Raw genomic sequence first — 16153 nt, forward strand, 5'->3', positions numbered from 1 at the left:
GGCTGTTCGCCCATTAAAGCGGCACGCGAGCTGGGTTTAGAACGTCGTGAGACAGTTCGGTCCCTATCCGCCGCGCGCGTAGGATACTTGAGGAAGGCTGTCCCTAGTACGAGAGGACCGGGACGGACGAACCTCTGGTGTGCCAGTTGTTCTGCCAAGGGCATGGCTGGTTGGCCACGTTCGGAAGGGATAACCGCTGAAGGCATCTAAGCGGGAAGCCTGTTCCAAGATGAGGTATCCCACCCCTTTGTGGGTTAAGGCCCCCAACAGACCATTGGGTTGATAGGCCAGAAATGGAAGCACAGTAATGTGTTGTCGAGTTGACTGGTACTAATAGGCCGAGGACTTGCCTACAAAGATGTTACGCATCCACTCTACGGTTCTGAAACACCACGCGTGTTTCACAGTGTTTCGGTGGTTATAGCGTCAGGGAAACGCCCGGTCCCATTCCGAACCCGGAAGCTAAGCCTGACAGCGCCGATGGTACTGCAACCGAAGGGTTGTGGGAGAGTAGGACACCGCCGAACTTACTTGAGAAAGGGCCTGGGCCCGGTAGAGACCAACAGTCTCCCGGCCCAGGCCCTTTCTCCTTTTCCCGCCCCGGCCGGCGCCGTGATGCCCCCTCAATCACGAGTGATGCCCCTCCAGACACGCGCGATACCCGCCGGGTCACACGTGATGCCTCCCAGCACCCGCAGCCAGCCTCAACCCAATTGACCAAAGCCGCGACTCGCGTGACCGGAGCGGCATCACGCGTGACTGGGGAGGCATCTCGCGTGACTGAGGAGGCATCACCCGTGATTGGAGGGGCATCACGCGTGATTAAAGGGGCATCTCGTGTGATTGGAGGGGCGACACGGGTTACTCGGCTGGGCGGCGGAGCAGGTATGTGTCCATGATCCAGCCGTGGCGCTGCCGGGCCTCGGCGCGGGTCTGGCTGATGTGGGAAGCCAAGGCGGGAGTCAGCGGGCCCGAGATCAGGATCTCGTCGGGCGTCCCCACGTACGCGCCCCAGAAGATGTGCAGGCCCTCGGAGGTGAAGCGGTCGAACGTCGTGTGGGCGTCCAGGAGGACGAACACGTCGTCGACCCCCTCCGGCCAGCCGGCGGCGAGACGGCGGCCCGTGGTGAGCTGGACCGCCCGGCCGATCTGGTTCATCGTCGTCCGGTGGCGGGCCACCAGTGCCGAGATGCTGCTGATCCCCGGCACCACCTCGTACTCGAAGGCCACGTTCCCCCGCGCCAGCACCGCCTCGATCAACGCGATCGTGCTGTCGTACAGCGACGGGTCGCCCCACACCAGGAACGCGCCCACCTCGTCCGGGGACAGCGACGAGCGGATCACGGACTCGTAGACCGACGCCCGCGCCGCGTGCCAGTCGGCCACGGCCGCGCGGTAGTCCGCCGGGGTGCGGTCGCGCGGGGGATCCGGCACCAGCACCACGCGGTACTCCCGCGTCACGAACCGGTCGAGGATCTCCTGCCGCAGCCGCACCAGGTCGGCCTTCTCGGCCCCCTTGTCGAGCACGAAGAAAACGTCGACGCGGTTGAGGCGATCGATCGCCTGCACCGTCAGGTGCTCCGGGTCGCCGGCGCCGATCCCGATAGCGTAGAGCTTCCGCATGCCGCGAGTCTGACGGCCCCCGATGGTGAACCCCTACCCCCGATGGGTATAAAGAAGGCAGACGAAAGGAGCGGGAAATGGCCGAAACGACCTACACCGTCGAGGGCATGACCTGCGGACACTGCGCCACCTCGGTCCGCGAGGAGGTCTCCGAGCTCGAGGGCGTCCGGCAGGTGGACGTCGACGTCGAGAGCGGCCGCGTGACCGTGACCAGTGACACGCCGCTGACCACCGATGCGGTCGCCGCCGCGGTCACCGAGGCCGGCTACCGCCTGGTCGCGTGAGCCCGGCCGAGGTGGCCGCCGCGGCCCGCGTCGAGCTCGCCATCGGCGGGATGACGTGCGCGTCCTGCGCCGCCCGCGTCGAACGCAAGCTCAACAAGGTCGACGGCGTCACCGCGACGGTCAACTACGCCACCGAAAAAGCGCAGGTCAGCTACCCGCCGCGGCTGTCGGTCGACGACCTCAAAGCCGTCGTCGAAGCCGCCGGCTACTCCGCGCGGCTGCCCGAACCGGAGAGGCTCGACGAGACGTCCGCGTGGCGCACGCGGTTGCTCGTCTCCGCCGGGCTCACGATCCCGCTGATCGGGCTCGCGATGGTCCCCGCCTGGCAGTTCCCGGGCTGGCCGTGGGCCGCGCTCGCCCTCGCCGCCCCGGTCGTGACCTGGGGCGCGTGGCCCTTCCACCGCGCCGCCGCGCTCAACCTGCGGCACGCCACCGCCACGATGGACACGCTGATCTCGCTCGGCGTCGTCGCCTCGGTCGCCTGGTCGCTGTACGCCCTGCTCTTCGGCGCCGGTCACCACCACCTGTACTTCGAGGTGGCCGCCGCGATCACCACGTTCATCCTGGCCGGCCGCTACTTCGAGACGCGCTCGAAGCGCCGCGCCGGCGCCGCCCTCCGCGCGCTCATGGACCTCGGCGCGAAGGACGTCACCGTGCTCCGCGACGGCGACGAGCACCTGATCCCCGCGCAGAACCTCCAGGTCGACGACGTCTTCGTCGTCCGGCCCGGCGAGAAGATCGCCACCGACGGCGTGGTCACCGAAGGCGGCTCCGCCGTCGACACGAGCATGCTCACCGGGGAGTCCGTGCCGGTCGAGGTCGGGCCGGGTGACGCGGTCACCGGCGCGACCGTCAACGCCGGCGGGCGGCTGCTCGTGCGCGCGACCCGCGTCGGCGCGGATACCCGGCTGGCGCAGATGGCCCGGCTCGTCGAGGCGGCGCAGAACGGCAAGGCCGACGTCCAGCGGCTCGCCGACCGGGTCTCCGCGGTGTTCGTCCCGGCGGTGGTGCTCACGGCGCTGGCCACGCTGGTGGTCTGGCTCGCGACCGGCGGCCGCCCGGACGACGCGTTCACCGCCGCGGTCGCCGTGCTGATCATCGCGTGCCCGTGCGCGCTCGGCCTGGCGACGCCGACGGCGTTGCTGGTCGGCACCGGCCGTGGCGCCCAGCTCGGCATCCTCATCAAGGGCCCCGAGGTGCTCGAGAACACGCGGCGCGTGGACACCGTCGTCCTGGACAAGACCGGCACCGTCACCACCGGCCGGATGACCCTGGTCGAGGGCGACGGCGAAGCGCTCCGGCTGGCGGGCGCCGTCGAGGCCGCGTCCGAACACCCGATCGGCCGCGCCATCGCGGATGCGGCGAAACAGCGGTTCGGCACGCTTCCGGCGGTCACGGACTTCCGCAGCACACCGGGGATCGGCGTGACCGGCGAGGTCGAAGGACGCACCGTCAGCGTCGGACGCGCCGAGGGCGGCGCCGGGACGACGGTCGGCGTGACCTGGGACGGCGAAGTCCGCGGCCGGCTGGTCGTCGCGGACACGATCAAGCCGACGTCCGCGCGGGCTGTTGCCGAGCTGCGCGCACTCGGCCTGACGCCGGTGCTGCTGACCGGCGACAATGCCGGCGCCGCGCGGGCCATCGCGGCCGAGGCCAGGATCGACGAGGTCGTCGCCGAGGTGCTGCCGGAGGAGAAGGTCGCCGTCGTCAAGCGGTTGCAGGCCGAGGGGCGCGTGGTGGCGATGGTGGGCGACGGCGTCAACGACGCGGCGGCCCTCGCCCAGGCCGACCTGGGCCTGGCGATGGGCACCGGCACCGACGCGGCGATCGAAGCGAGCGACCTGACGCTGGTGCGCGGCGACCTGCGTGCGGCGGCCGACGCGATCCGCCTGGCCCGCCGCACGCTGGCGACGATCAAGGGCAACCTGTTCTGGGCGTTCGCGTACAACGTGGCGGCGCTGCCGCTGGCCGCGCTCGGCCTGCTCGACCCGATGATCGCGGGCGCGGCGATGGCATGCTCGTCGGCGTTCGTGGTGAGCAACAGCCTCCGGTTGCGCCGGTTCCGCTGACACCCCGGGAGGGTATAGTCGGGTGGCACGGGAGCCGAGGACGGGGACAGGTGGGCGATGACGGGTTACGGCAGCGAGCGGGACGCCTATCTGAAGCGCCTGCGCCGGATCGAGGGGCAGATCCGCGGGTTGCAGCGGATGGTCGAGCAGGACAAGTACTGCATCGACATCCTGACCCAGGTCTCGGCCGCGACGAAGGCACTCCAGTCGTTCTCGCTGGAGCTGCTGGACGAGCACCTGGCGACGTGCGTGGTCCAGGCCGCGGCGGCGGGCGGCGAGGAAGCGGATCTGAAGGTGCGGGAGGCGTCGGACGCCATCGCGAGGCTGGTCCGTTCGTAACTCAGCGCACCAGCACCGCCAGGGTCAGGCCGCCGGCGTTCGTCGTGAAGTGCACGATCGCCGACGCGAGGACGCCCCGGCCCGTGTGCCGCCACCAGTGCATGAAGACACCCGCCACCCCGGCCGCCGTCATGGCCAGCAGCTGCAGCACCACGGCCGGCGTCGAGCCGAACGCGGCGTGAACCGCCGCGTTGCGGCCGATCGCCAGCGCGGGGAGAAAGTGCCACAGGCCGAACAGCGCCGCGGCCGCCACGATCGGGCCCCAGCGCCACCGGTCGTCGGTGGCCCCGAACAGGGCCGGGAGCACGCCGCGGAACGCCACTTCCTCGATCAGGACCGTCCCGAACAGGATGCGGCCGCACGTCAGCCAGAGCAGCTGGCCCACATCCGGGTCGCCGACGCGGCCGTCCTGGTAGACCGTGCGCAGCGCGGGCACCGCCAGCGCGATCCCGAACACGAGCGCGACCAGCCCGGCCCCGGCCAAGCCGACGAGCGCCGGACGGCGGAAGCCGCGTAAGCCCAGGTCACGCCAGGGGCACCCGGCCGCGCGGCCGAGCAGGACCAGGACGATCGCCGCGACCAGGCCGCACAGGGGGTACGCCCAGCCGGGCAGCACGCGGTTGGCCAGGATCGTCGACGCGGCGAGCGTCAGCAGCGCCACGACCACGGCCGGCACCCGCCGAGCCGGAGAGGGCTGCGTCAACCGACCGCGTCAGTGAGGTCGTCCGCGGGGGAGCGCCGCTGGACCGGCACTCTCTTCGACATCGGCAACGTCGCCTCCGGGTCGAACGGGCCCGGGCGCTCGTCGAGCGTCACGGCCGCGTCGGCCAGCAGGGCGCGGCAGCCGGCGAGGCTCGCGTGGAGCTTGTCGCGGACTTCGGACAGCGCGGTGACCTCGCGTTGGGCGGCCTCGACCAGCGTTTCGCCGTGGCGGGTGGCGTCCGCGACGATCTGCGCGGCCTTCTCGCGGGCGGAAGCGAGCTCGGCTTCGCCGGTCGCGACGAGCTGGTCGGCCTTGGCGCGGGCGGCTGCTTCGTGCTGGGCGGCTTTCTCGCGGGCGGAAGCGAGCTCGGCTTCGCCGGTCGCGACCAGTTGGTCGGCCTTGGCCTGGGCGGCTGCTTCCTGCTGGGCGGCCTTCTCGCGGGCGGTCGCCAGCTCGGCTTCCCCGGCTGCGACCAGCGTCTCGCTGTGGCGGGTGGCGTCCGCGACCACCTGCGCGGCCTTCTCGCGGGCCGACGCCAGCTCGGCTTCGCCGGTGGCGACCAGCTGGTCGGCCTTGGCGCGGGCGGCCGCTTCCTGCTCGGCCAGCTCGCGCATCGCGTCGGCGCGCCGGACCGTCATGGCTCGCTTGTGGTCCTCTTCCAGCTCGGCTCGGCGGTGGGCCGCCGCTTCGTCCAGCTCGCGGCGGCGCTGCTCGGCCGCCTGGACGAACTGCTCGTGCTCGGCCCGCCGCCGCTCGGCTTCGGCCTCGGCTTCGGCGACCAGGCGGCGTTCCTTCTCCGTGAGGCGGACGGCCTCCGCCTCGGCCTCGCGGCGGATCCGCTCGGCCGTTTGCCTTGCCTGTGCGGTGATTTCCGCGGCTTCTTCGCGGGTCAGCTCGATCATCCGGCGCGAGCGCTCCTGCAGCGCGTCCGCCGGGATCGGGGTCAGGCTGATCCGGTCGATCTTCACGCGGAGCTCACGGTTCTCCTCGGCGAGCGCGGCCCCGCGCTGCCGCGCCGCGTCGCGCTCGGTGGTGAGTCTGCGGATCTCGGCCTCGGCCCACTCGACGTATTCGGCGACCTGAGCGCGGTGAAAACCGCGCCACGCCAGGTCGAATCCGGGCTGCGTGTGCGCCACGTCCTCGCCGCCGCCGGGGGCCATGCCTCACCTCCGAATTGGATGGTTTCTCCCCGGCCGCGTGATTTCGTTGCGGTACCGGGGAATTTCACGTCCACCCCAGTGTGCCGCAAACCCGCCGCCGAGCGCTGCCCGGGCGGGCGATCATTCGTCGAACGGTTGCCCGCGGCCGGTGGGCGTGCTCCGCGCGCCGGGCAGTTCGGCCGGTTCGCCGGCGAGGTCGTAGCGATCACCGCGCCCGTCCATGCGCAGGTTCACGAGCGCAATGCGTTGCGCCTCTTCGGAAAACGCGTCGCGGCCGACGGGGACCACAGGGTGGGCGAGATCACGGCCTCCCGGGCGTCGCGGGTCGGCAAGCGGGAAGAACCGCCAGGCCCGTCACCAGGACATACTGGCCGGGAGCACCGATCGTGCCAGGGTGAGGTGGGACGTGTGACAGCGATGGGGCCGGCGCCGGACTTCGTGGGCTACCCGGAAGTACGGCGCGGCGTTCGCGCCCTGCTGGAGGGCAGGCCCGCCGGCCACCGCCGTCCGGTCCCGGCGTGTCCGGAGTGGACGGTCGAGGACCTCCTCGCCCACCTCACCACGATCGCCGCGCGGGTGCTCACCCGCCACGGCGGCACCCCGCCCCCGGCCCCGGCGGGCGTTCCCGCCCTGCTCGACCACTGGGACGACCTCGGCGAGGACCTCGACCGCCGCCTCGCAGAGGCGGGCGGCCGCACCGGCGAGGTGATGGTGATGGACGCCTTCACCCACGAGCTGGACCTGCGCGCCGCACTCGGCGTTCCCCCGCCGGCGGAGCACCTGGCCTGGGCCCCGAGCTTCGAAGTGCTGGTCCGCGGCTTCTCCGGCTCGATCACCGCCCGCGGCCTGCCCGCACTGCGGCTCCGCACGACAGGCGGCTCGGAGTGGACGGCGGGCGAGGGCCGGCCGGCGGCAGCACTGACGGCCCCCGCTCTCGAGCTGTACCGCGCACTGGCCGGACGGCGATCGCCCGGCCAGCTGGCGGAGCTGGACTGGAGCGAGCCCCCGAGCCAGTGGCTACCGGCGTTCACGTGGGGCCCGTTCAGCCCGCCCGCGGCACCCGGGGTGTAGTGCCGCCGCGCCCTTCTCAGCCTCCGGGCGGCGTCACCGTGAGCAGCGCGGCCAGCGCCAGCACCACCACGCTCAACAGCACCTCCACCACGACCGCGACCCGCAGTTTCCGCAGGTCGACGGCCACCGTCGCGGTCCCGCCCACGGCCCCCGCCGGCCGTCCCCGGTGCACCGCCCGGCGCGACCGGCTCGCCACCGCCAGCAGCACCACGAACCCGGCGATCTTCAGCAGTAGCAGCCCGCCGAACCCGGTGGTCCACAGCGTCGAGACCGACGGCATGATCCGCAACGCCAGCACCGCGCCGCTGATCGCGATCACCGTCACCGACCACGTCGCGAGCCGGGAAAACCGGCTGGCGACCGGAGTCAGGTCTTCGCCGGGCGAAGGCCGGTACAACCCCAGCGCCAGCTGGACCAGGCCACCGGCCCAGACGGCGATCGCGCCGAAGTGCGCCAGGTCGGCGGTGACCGACACGAACATGACCGGGTCGGTCACCGGGTGCCCGGTGGCCGAAAAGCTCAACAGCACGAGGAACCCGGTGATCATGGCCGCGTTCTCGGACCGGGACCGCGACCGGTCCGGCTGCCCGGCCCGCAGCAGGCGCGGCAGCAGCACGACCAGCGCCACCACGGCAGCCAGCCGAAGCAGCAGCAGCTTGCCGTAGGCCACGCGCAGGGTGTCGGCGAGCAAGCCCGGGTCGAACACGGCCGGCAGGCCCCGCCCGGCGGCGTACGGCCCTTGCAGCACGAACGCGGCGACGGTCGTCGCCGCGACCAGGCCCGCGCCCAGGTTCAGCAGCAGGCGGGCGCGGCGGTCGGTGCGGGCGGCGGGGCGGCACAGCAGCACGAACGCCAGCCCGCCGAGCAGCACGACGCCGAGGTAGGCGAGCCAGCGCACCGCCGTCGACGCCGCGTTCACGGCCCCGTCGGTGCCGGTGGCCGCGGACACCGCGCCGGCCGAGGTGACCAGCGGTCCGGTACCGACCACGAAGGCGAAGGTGCCGCGCACCGGGTGGGAGTCCGCGGAGACGAAGGCGTACTCGACGAGGTAGCTGCCGTCGGGCAGGTCCGGCTTCAGCCGGACCGCGACCTGCTCCGCGGCCTCGCCGGGCTGGAACACCGGGCCGGTGTCCACCTGCGTGCCCGCCAGGTCGACGACCTTGATCGACCCCGGCTGGATCCCGACGTTCTCCGACAGGGTGACCGACACCAGGGACGGCGCCGCGCTCAGGCGGGCGCCGTCCCCGGGGGCCGACGAGACGATCTCGACGTGCGCGGAAGCCGGAGTCGCGCCGAGCACCAGCCAGCCGATCAGGAAGGCCAGCAGGGCCAGCGCCCGCTTCACGAGGCGAGCGCGGGCTGCTTCGGCTGACCGCAGAGGCACTGGGTCAGCTCGCGCTCGGCGGCCGAGGCGCGCCGGTGCAGGACGACCGCGACGATCATCGGGATGGTGACGATCGTGTTGTAGAACAGGTGCAGCTCCACGCGCGGGATCAGCAGCTGGACGATGCTGGTGGGCACCTTGGCGCCGGCCAGGCGCCAGCCGCTCTGCGCCTGGACGAACAGCAGCAGGTGCTCGATGTGGTGCCAGAACTGGAGGGCCAGCGCGAGGTTCCACCACTGCCGGGAGCGGCCGGCGAAGCCGTGCCGCAGCACCCACAGGAACACCAGCATCACCAGGGCGTAGCCGTAGTGCAGCCACTCCTGCGAGATCAGCCAGGGGAAGGGCAGGCCGAGGACGCCGCGCGCCCGGGAAGTGGGCCAGCCGAGACCGTAGATCTGGACGGCCTGCACGATGTGCTCGGTCCAGTGCGCGACCACGATGATCATGAACACGGTGAGCGCCCGGTGGTGGTTCCTGCTGTTCAGGTTCCCCAGAAAGCCGGACGGCCGAGTGACTTCGGACGTCGACATGTGTGCCCCTCTGCTCGGAGTGCGGAAAACGGCGGGTTCGTTGACCTTAGCCGCCGGATGCGTTCGATCCCTTACTCCGGATTGCCGATCTTGTGCGGCTGTCCGGCACCCGGCGAACGGGGCCGGCAGCCGCCCGCGAGGACGGCTGCCGGCCCCGTGGCCCGCGTCGGAGGAGGTCAGTGGAAGGCGAGGCCGTCCGGCAGCTCCGGCTTCGGCGGGATGCGGAACAGCTTCGTGAACAGCTCGAGGTGGGCGAAGTCCCCCTCGATCCGCACCCGGCCCGTCGCCATCGCCTCGGACGCGGTGAGCTGGCCGTTCACCAGGTCGATCAGCTCCGGGCCCTGCGGCTCGATGACCAGGTCGGCCGCCGGGTGGTCGCCCGAGCCGACCTTCAGCGTCCCGTCGTCGATCATCGCGTGGATGATCAGCGAGTCGCTGTGGCGCAGCACGTAGGTGACGTGCACGCCGACCGCGGCCTCCTGCTGGAACGTGGTGTAGAGGGAGAGGATCGCGGCGTCGTTGGTGAAGACCTCGTCGTCCTTCGGGTGCCCCAGCGACCGGGCGCCCCACAGCCCGAGGTCGAGCAGGATGTGGTCGAGTTCGCTGCCGTACTCGGTGAGCTCGTAGACCAGGCTCGCGTCCAGCTGGGGCAGCACCCGGCGGCGGATCACCCCGGCCTGCTCGAGCTCGTTGAGCCGGGAGGACAGGATGCTGGCCGGGATCCGCGGCAGGCCGCGCTGCAGGTCGGTGTAGCGTTTCGGGCCGAGCACGAGATCGCGGATGACGAGCATGGACCACCGCTCCCCGACGATTTCGAGAGCGCGCGCCAAGCCGCAGAACTGTCCGTAGGTGCGAGTGGTCGTCATACTCGATCCTCACTTGTGGGTCTCGGTCGAACGGGCCGGGGCGGAGCCCGCGGGCGCAAAGCCCTCGAGAACCAGGTTGACGAACGGCGGGCGGCACGGACCAGTGCGGAGCACACCCCTCGGACATGCGTTTCACGCGAACGGACATGCGTTTCGCATATGCGGTTCGGTGCACGGCGCACTGGCCGCAGGTCCCGGCACCCGAGAAGAATCCACCTTCTCGGATCGCGCGCACGGGAAACAGGAGTCCAGATGAGTGGATCGACGGTGCCACCCGCGCTGCAGGCCGCCGGCGCCCCCGTGCTCGCCTTCAAACGGCACCTGCGCGCCGAGGTCCACGCCGGGAAGGGCGCCTACCTGTTCTCCGAACAGGGTGTCATCTCGATGCGCGGCGCGCGAATCGAGTCGCTCGCGCCGCTGCTCGACGGCACCCGCGAGCTCGCCGAGGTGCTGCGCGCCCGGCCGGCCGGGATGACCCCCGAAGAGGTCGCCGCGACCCTCGCGCAGCTGGTGGACGCGGGCCTGGTGGCGGTCCGCCCGGCGCCCGAACCCGCGGTCGACGAGCGCGAGCTGGCCTACTGGGACGCGTGCGGCGTCGACACGGCTTCGGTCACCTCACGAGCCACCCGCCCCGGCGTCCGGCTGGTCGCCGTCGGCGAGGACATCGACACCGGGGTCGTCGAGCGGGCGCTGGCCGGCGCCGGGCTCGAGGTCGCGCCGGCCGGCACGGCACCGGCCGCGGCGGACCTGAGCATCGTGCTCTGCAGCGACTACCTCGACCCGCGGCTGGGCGAGATCGACGCCGAGCACCGGCGGACCGGTCGCCCGTGGCTGCTGGCCCGGCCGTCCGCCGCGCAGGTGTGGATCGGGCCGGTGCTGCGGCCCGGCGAATCCGCGTGCTGGCACTGCCTGACCAACCGGCTGTGGGGGCACCGGCACGCGGAGGCCTGCGCCCAGCGGCTGCTGGGCCACGAAGGCCCGGCGCGCCGTCCCGCCGCCGCGCTGCCGTCGCTGACCGCCGCGGCCGCGCACCTGATCGCGCTCGAGGCCAGCAAGTGGCTGGCCGGCTACCGGCACGACGGCCAGCAGAGCGTGTGGGTCCTCGACACGCTGGACATGCAGGGCAAGCAGCACGAACTGCGCCGGCGGCCGCAGTGCCCCGGCTGCGGGGACACCGGGCTGATGGCCGCGCAGGCGGCGCGGCCGGTCGTGCTCGCGCCGGCCCGCAAGACCACCTCGACCGGCGGCGGGCACCGCACCGCGACGCCGGCGCAGACGCTCGAGCGGTACCGCCACCTGATCAGCCCGATCACCGGGATCGTCAAGGAGGTCCGGCCGGACCCGGCGGCGCCGCCGTTCCTCAACTCCTACCGGTCCGGGCTGAACGTCGCCCGCGGCGTCACCGGGATGGCCGGGATGCAGGCCGGGCTGCGCAGCGAGAACGGCGGCAAGGGGGTCAGCCCGATCGACGCCGAGGTCGGCGCCCTCTGCGAGGCCGTGGAACGCTTCTCCGGCAACTACCAGGGTGACGAGCTGCGGATCCGGGCCTCGTTCGAGGAGCTCGGCGCCGAGGCGGTGCACCCGAACGACTGCATGCTCTTCGCCGAGCGCCAGTACCGCGACCGGAGCGCGTGGAACCGCGCGCACGGGCTGTTCCAGCACGTCCCCGAGCGGTTCGACCCGGTGGCCCCGATCGACTGGACACCCGTCTGGACCGTGGCCGGGCGGCGCCGGCTGCTGCCCACCGGGTTCCTCTACTACGGGGTGCCCGCCACGAGCGGCGTCCGGGGCCTGCACGCGGACTCCAACGGCACCGCGGCCGGCAGCAGCCTCGAGGACGCCGTCCTCCAGGGCACGCTCGAGCTCGTCGAACGGGACGCCGTCGCCCTGTGGTGGTACAACCGCACGCCGGTGCCCGGGGTGGACCTCGCGACCTTCGGCGACGGCTGGCTGGAGGAGATGACCGGGAACTACGCCGGGCTGGGCCGCGAACTGTGGGTGCTCGACGTGACGTCGGACCTCGGCGTCCCGGTGTTCGTCGCGGCCTCGCGGCGCACCGACGGCCCGCACGAGCACATCGTCTTCGGCTTCGGCGCCCACCTCGACCCGCGGATCGCCGTGCGGCGCGCAGTGTCCGAGCTGAACCAGATGCTGCCGGACGTGCTCACGGGAGGGCACGAGGTCGACGACCCGGATGCGGCCCGCTGGCTCAAGTACGCGACCGTGGCCAACCAGCCGTACCTGCGGCCCGCCGCCGGGACGCCGGTGCGGACCGCGGCCGACTTCGCCTTCGTCCACCGCCCGGACGTCCGCGACGACGTCATGGCGCTGGCCAGGACACTGGCGGAGGCGGGCAGCGAGCTGCTGGTGCTCGACCAGACCCGGCCCGACGTCGGGCTTCCGGTGGCCAAGGTGCTGGCCCCCGGCCTGCGCCCGTTCTGGTCCCGGTTCGCGCCCGGCCGGTTGTTCGACGTTCCGGTGCGGCTCGGCAGGCTGGCCGAGCCGACGCCTCACGAAGGTCTCAACCCGTTCCCCATGTTCCTCTAGGAAACTGCGTGCGGAGAAACGACGTTTCCGTCGTGGGTATAGGAGTTAGCGGTGGCTTCCGAGAGCCCGGAAGGGCAGGTCGAAACGGTCCGGCTGTGGTCGCTGACCGAAGACACGTTGCTCGAGGCCGGTGACGACGGGTCCCTCGTCGCGATCACGTGGTGGGGCGAGTACGAGTTCGCGGACACGGCCGAGGGCGTGCGCGAGTCGCTGGGCCGGCTCGCCCTCGGGCCGGTGTCGATGGCGAACCTCGCCGTCTCGGGCCGGGCGCGCAGCGACGAGTGGCGGGGCTCCCTGCGGAAGGTGCTCACCCGGCTGTCCGGTTCGGTGGTGCGTTCGCTGGCGCTCAACGACGGCCGCGGACCGGTGCTCTCGGCGATCCCCGTGACGCAGTTCCCGGTGTTCCCCGACGGTCCGCTGCCGCCGGGGCGGCAGGTGCGGCTGTCGCGGTTCACCGCCCTGCGCGCCGACGAGGGCGCGCTGCTGGCCGAGTCGCCGGGCGCGCGCTACAAGGTCGCGCTGTTCCGCCCGCCCGCCGTGCTGATCGCGTCCTCGCTGGCCGCGCCGACGACGGTGGAGCAGCTGGCCGCCACCACCGGGCTGGCCCCGGTGGTGGTCGCCGACGTGGTGGAGTTCCTCGTCGCCGCGGGGGTCGTGCTGATCGCCGACGCCGACGGCCGGTTCACCGACCACGGCGATCCGGAGACGGCGATCTGGTCGCACGACGACCTGATGTTCCACGCGCGCAGCCGGACGTGGCAGCGGGGTTCGCCGCCGGAAACCGACACGGCCCGGTCCGGCGCCGAACCGCCGGTGGTCAAGCCGGTCACCGCGGGGCCGACGTTCCCGCTGCCCCGGCCGGACCCCCGCACCCTCGCCGCCACCGACCCGCCGCTGACCGCGCTGCTGGAAAGCGACCACGGCTGCCCGGACTTCGGTACCCGGGAGCTGACGGCCGCGCAGGTCGGCGAGTTCCTGTTCCGCGCCGCCCGGGTCCGCTCGGTGGGCACGGCCCACCTGCCCAGCGGCCCGTCGCACGAGGCGTCACAGCGGCCCTACTTCAGCGTGGCCTGCCTGTACGAGCTGGAGATCTACGTCGGTATCAACCGCGGCGCCGACCTGGCCCGCGGGATCTACCACTACGACCCGCTCTGGCACACGCTCACGCTGATCAACGACGACGAGGCGGTGCTGGACACCCTGCTCGACATGGCGATGATCGCCGCGGGCGGCCACCGCCGCCCCGCCGCGCTGCTGACCGTGACGGCCCGGATGTCCCGGATCTCCTGGGTGCTCGGCAGCGCCGCCTACGCGACGACGCTGCTCCACTTGGGGGCACTGCAGCAGGTCCTGTACCTGGCCGCGAAGGCGATGGGACTGGCCGCGCACGCGGTGCCGGTGGACGCCGGGGATCGGGTGGACCGGGCGCTGAAGCTGGAGTGGCCGGCCGAGGTCAGTGTCGGTGAGTGCGTGCTGGACTTCCCCGCGTAGCGCGGGATCCGGCAGCCAACCCAGCGGAAATCCCCCATCGCGGCGATCGGGAATTCCCGGAACGGCTGTTAGATTGCTGTTCTGAGCGCTGTGGAGTGGTTTCTGGGGAGGCGTCGCATGATCGCGACCGCGAGGTTACACGGCGCAAGTCTCCGATCGGGGTATCGGGACGTGGCAAATGGAGTAGTGCTGCCGGTGTCCCGTTCGGACACTGGGGATCGGCTGCCCGGCAGGGCTTTTCCGGCCCGGCTCGTCTACGCCGTGCACGCCGGGGTCTGTCTGGGGATCGGGGTGCTCGGCCTGCTGGGTCCGTTGCGGACCGTGCGGTCGTGGCCCGTCGCGGTGTTCGCGTGCGGGTACGTCTTCGCGCTGATCGCCGCGCACCTGGTGGGCTTCGGCTACGGCCGGATCCGGTTCCGGGGCCCGGCACTGGCCGTGCAGGCGGTGCTGGGGGTGCTGCCGGTGGTGCAGCTGGGCGTGTCCTGGAGCGTGCTCAGCAGCTTCTTCGTGGGCAGCGTGCTGCTCGTCGCGAAGCCCGCCGTGTCCGTCCCGGTGCTCGTGTTCTTCGCCGGTGGCGCCGGCCTGCTCTCCGGCGCGTCCGGAGAGGCCATCGCGGACGGTGTGCACGCCACGGTGCTCACCGCCGTGGGCGCGGTGGCCGTGTTCGGCCTGGCCTGGTTCGTCCGGCTGGCTGCCGAACGCGAAGGCGACCGGCGGGAGCTGACCGTCCGGGTGGTGGCCGACGAACGGATGCGGTTCTCCCGGGACACCCACGACCTGCTCGGGCTGAGCCTGTCCGCCATCACGCTCAAGGTCGAGCTGGCCCGCCGGCTGGTCGACACCCAGCCGGCGCAGGCCGAGCAGGAGCTCATCGAGCTGGCCACCATGGCCCGCAAGGCCCTCGCCGACGTCCGCTCGGTGGCGGCCGGCAACCGGGAGGTCTCGCTGGCCGACGAGTGCCGGGCCGCGGCCGCGGTGCTGGCTTCGGCCGGGGTGACCGTGCGCTTCGACCCGGAGCTGCCCGCGCAGCTCCCCGAGGCGGTGGCCACCACGTTCGCCACGGTGCTGCGCGAAAGCGCCACCAACGTGGTGCGGCACAGCGAGGCGTCGTGGTGCGAGTTCGCGATCGGGGTGGACGAGGGCCAGGCGTGGCTCCGGATGCTCAACGACGGCGTGCTGCCGGGGGACGGCGAGGACCGCGGGGAGGAGCACGGCGCCGGGCTGCCGAACCTGGCGCACCGGCTGAGCCTGCTCGGCGGGGAGCTGACCGCCGGGATCCGGCCCGGGGGGACGCACCTGCTGCGCGTCACCGTCCCCCTGGACCGGTTCGGGCTGTCGCCTCAGCCGGGGAACCGGTTCCCGGCGTCGTTCAGAGCCATTCGGCGTCGGTGGCGATCCGGATCGCGTGCACCCGGTTGCGAGCGTTGAGCTTGGTGACGGACGCGGCCAGGTAGTTGCGGACCGTCCCGGGGGACAGGAACAGGTCCGAGGCGATGTCGGCGACGTTGCGCCCGCGCGCGGCGAGGGCGAGGATCTCCAGCTCCCGCGGCGTGAGCGGGCAGTCGTCGGCTTCCCACGCGGACAGCGCGAGTTCGCTGTCGATGACGCGCCGTCCGATCGCGACCGAGCGCACCGCGTTGGCGAGCTTGTCCGAGGGCGCGTCCTTCAGCAGGAACCCGTTCACCTTGGCGTCGAGCGCGCGCCGGACCGTCCCCGGGCGGCCCAGGCTGGTGAGGATGAGCGTGTGGCACTCCGGCACGTGCTCGTGGAGCTCGGTGGCGGCGGTGAGCCCGTCCTTGCCCGGCAGGTCGATGTCGATGACCGCGACGTCGGGCCGGGCGGCCTTGGCGGCGGGCAGGATCTCGTCCCCGGAGTCCACTTCGGCGACGACCTCGATGTCGGACTCGAGGTTGAGCAGGGCGACGAGGGCGCCGCGGACCATGTCCATGTCCTCGGCCAGCAGAACCTTGATCACGTCGGTCCCTCGCTTCCCCCGGTCGCGCATTCCCCCTTCGCGGAATTGTACGCCACTGGGCGATGCCGTCCCGGCATTCGCCGGACGCAGCGGGATCACCCGGACCGGCGA

At 72.3% G+C, this 16153-nt stretch carries 15 protein-coding genes and 2 rRNA genes; 9 read left to right on the top strand and 8 right to left on the bottom strand.

All coding sequences use genetic code 11. The features are described 5' to 3' along the window. A 23S ribosomal RNA gene (locus DV20_RS27785) occupies positions 1–354 on the top strand; the annotation flags it as partial. A gap of 56 nt (positions 355–410) precedes the next feature. Next, positions 411–527, top strand: a 5S ribosomal RNA gene (gene rrf / locus DV20_RS27790). Between the two features lie 334 nt (positions 528–861). On the opposite strand, the gene cobF is transcribed toward rrf, so the two are convergent. Continuing rightward, positions 862–1623 (bottom strand): precorrin-6A synthase (deacetylating), encoded by a 762-nt coding sequence (gene cobF / locus DV20_RS27795; RefSeq protein ID WP_043785427.1) that lies wholly within the window; start codon positions 1621–1623, stop codon positions 862–864. A gap of 77 nt (positions 1624–1700) precedes the next feature. On the opposite strand from cobF, the gene DV20_RS27800 reads away from it, so the two are divergent. The 3 genes from DV20_RS27800 to DV20_RS27810 are packed head-to-tail and all read left to right on the top strand — an operon-like array spanning position 1701 to position 4315. Next, a complete protein-coding gene (locus DV20_RS27800; protein WP_043785428.1) occupies positions 1701–1907 on the top strand; it encodes a heavy-metal-associated domain-containing protein in 207 nt (68 codons plus the stop codon). Further along, positions 1904–3976: a heavy metal translocating P-type ATPase gene (locus DV20_RS27805; protein WP_043785430.1), complete on the top strand. Its 2073-nt coding sequence runs from the start codon at positions 1904–1906 to the stop codon at positions 3974–3976. Before DV20_RS27800 ends, DV20_RS27805 begins: the two co-directional genes overlap by 4 nt. A gap of 57 nt (positions 3977–4033) precedes the next feature. Further along, positions 4034–4315, top strand: coding sequence for a metal-sensitive transcriptional regulator (locus DV20_RS27810; protein ID WP_043785431.1), 282 nt, complete (start codon positions 4034–4036; stop codon positions 4313–4315). Position 4316: 1 nt separating this feature from the next. On the opposite strand, the gene DV20_RS27815 is transcribed toward DV20_RS27810, so the two are convergent. From DV20_RS27815 to DV20_RS45625, 3 genes are all read right to left on the bottom strand, one after another. Beyond that, positions 4317–4991 (bottom strand): CPBP family intramembrane glutamic endopeptidase, encoded by a 675-nt coding sequence (locus tag DV20_RS27815; protein WP_235190984.1) that lies wholly within the window; start codon positions 4989–4991, stop codon positions 4317–4319. Between the two features lie 23 nt (positions 4992–5014). Next, positions 5015–6178, bottom strand: coding sequence for a coiled-coil domain-containing protein (locus DV20_RS27820; protein WP_043785434.1), 1164 nt, complete (start codon positions 6176–6178; stop codon positions 5015–5017). Between the two features lie 120 nt (positions 6179–6298). Then, positions 6299–6466 (bottom strand): hypothetical protein, encoded by a 168-nt coding sequence (locus DV20_RS45625; RefSeq protein ID WP_160169759.1) that lies wholly within the window; start codon positions 6464–6466, stop codon positions 6299–6301. A gap of 129 nt (positions 6467–6595) precedes the next feature. On the opposite strand from DV20_RS45625, the gene DV20_RS27825 reads away from it, so the two are divergent. Beyond that, a complete protein-coding gene (locus DV20_RS27825) occupies positions 6596–7249 on the top strand; it encodes a maleylpyruvate isomerase family mycothiol-dependent enzyme (RefSeq protein ID WP_043785436.1) in 654 nt (217 codons plus the stop codon). 16 nt (positions 7250–7265) lie between these two features. On the opposite strand, the gene DV20_RS27830 is transcribed toward DV20_RS27825, so the two are convergent. The 3 genes from DV20_RS27830 to DV20_RS27840 form a co-directional block, all read right to left on the bottom strand. Beyond that, the gene (locus tag DV20_RS27830) at positions 7266–8594 is read right to left on the bottom strand and encodes a copper resistance CopC/CopD family protein (protein ID WP_043785437.1); all 1329 of its coding nucleotides are present in this window, start codon (positions 8592–8594) and stop codon (positions 7266–7268) included. Further along, positions 8591–9163, bottom strand: coding sequence for a hypothetical protein (locus DV20_RS27835; protein WP_043785439.1), 573 nt, complete (start codon positions 9161–9163; stop codon positions 8591–8593). Before DV20_RS27835 ends, DV20_RS27830 begins: the two co-directional genes overlap by 4 nt. A gap of 176 nt (positions 9164–9339) precedes the next feature. Next, positions 9340–10029 carry a winged helix-turn-helix transcriptional regulator gene (locus tag DV20_RS27840; protein ID WP_043785442.1) on the bottom strand — a complete coding sequence of 230 codons (690 nt, stop codon included), beginning with the start codon at positions 10027–10029 and terminating at the stop codon, positions 9340–9342. Between the two features lie 252 nt (positions 10030–10281). On the opposite strand from DV20_RS27840, the gene DV20_RS27845 reads away from it, so the two are divergent. The 3 genes from DV20_RS27845 (at position 10282) to DV20_RS27855 (ending at position 15495) form a co-directional block, all read left to right on the top strand. Further along, positions 10282–12576 carry a TOMM precursor leader peptide-binding protein gene (locus DV20_RS27845; protein WP_051736148.1) on the top strand — a complete coding sequence of 765 codons (2295 nt, stop codon included), beginning with the start codon at positions 10282–10284 and terminating at the stop codon, positions 12574–12576. A gap of 51 nt (positions 12577–12627) precedes the next feature. Further along, positions 12628–14067, top strand: coding sequence for a SagB/ThcOx family dehydrogenase (locus tag DV20_RS27850; protein ID WP_043785445.1), 1440 nt, complete (start codon positions 12628–12630; stop codon positions 14065–14067). Positions 14068–14262: 195 nt separating this feature from the next. Next, positions 14263–15495: a sensor histidine kinase gene (locus tag DV20_RS27855; protein WP_160169760.1), complete on the top strand. Its 1233-nt coding sequence runs from the start codon at positions 14263–14265 to the stop codon at positions 15493–15495. Here the strand turns inward: DV20_RS27855 and DV20_RS27860 are convergent. After that, positions 15437–16042 (bottom strand): response regulator transcription factor, encoded by a 606-nt coding sequence (locus tag DV20_RS27860; RefSeq protein ID WP_043785534.1) that lies wholly within the window; start codon positions 16040–16042, stop codon positions 15437–15439. The two genes, DV20_RS27855 and DV20_RS27860, sit on opposite strands and share 59 nt — an antisense overlap. Between the last annotated feature and the right edge of the window lie 111 nt (positions 16043–16153).

The organism is Amycolatopsis rifamycinica, from assembly GCF_000695625.1.
In the GTDB taxonomy this organism is placed as follows: domain Bacteria; phylum Actinomycetota; class Actinomycetes; order Mycobacteriales; family Pseudonocardiaceae; genus Amycolatopsis; species Amycolatopsis rifamycinica.

Excerpts from the sequence above, each read along its gene's own strand:
- DV20_RS27800 (WP_043785428.1), top strand. The coding sequence starts at position 1,701 with ATGGCCGAAACGACCTACACCGTCGAGGGCATGACCTGCGGACACTGC.
- DV20_RS27840 (WP_043785442.1), bottom strand. The coding sequence starts at position 10,029 with ATGACGACCACTCGCACCTACGGACAGTTCTGCGGCTTGGCGCGCGCT.
- DV20_RS27835 (WP_043785439.1), bottom strand. The coding sequence starts at position 9,163 with ATGTCGACGTCCGAAGTCACTCGGCCGTCCGGCTTTCTGGGGAACCTG.
- DV20_RS27825 (WP_043785436.1), top strand. The coding sequence starts at position 6,596 with ATGGGGCCGGCGCCGGACTTCGTGGGCTACCCGGAAGTACGGCGCGGC.
- DV20_RS27820 (WP_043785434.1), bottom strand. The coding sequence starts at position 6,178 with ATGGCCCCCGGCGGCGGCGAGGACGTGGCGCACACGCAGCCCGGATTC.
- DV20_RS27845 (WP_051736148.1), top strand. The coding sequence starts at position 10,282 with ATGAGTGGATCGACGGTGCCACCCGCGCTGCAGGCCGCCGGCGCCCCC.
- DV20_RS27810 (WP_043785431.1), top strand. The coding sequence starts at position 4,034 with ATGACGGGTTACGGCAGCGAGCGGGACGCCTATCTGAAGCGCCTGCGC.
- cobF (WP_043785427.1), bottom strand. The coding sequence starts at position 1,623 with ATGCGGAAGCTCTACGCTATCGGGATCGGCGCCGGCGACCCGGAGCAC.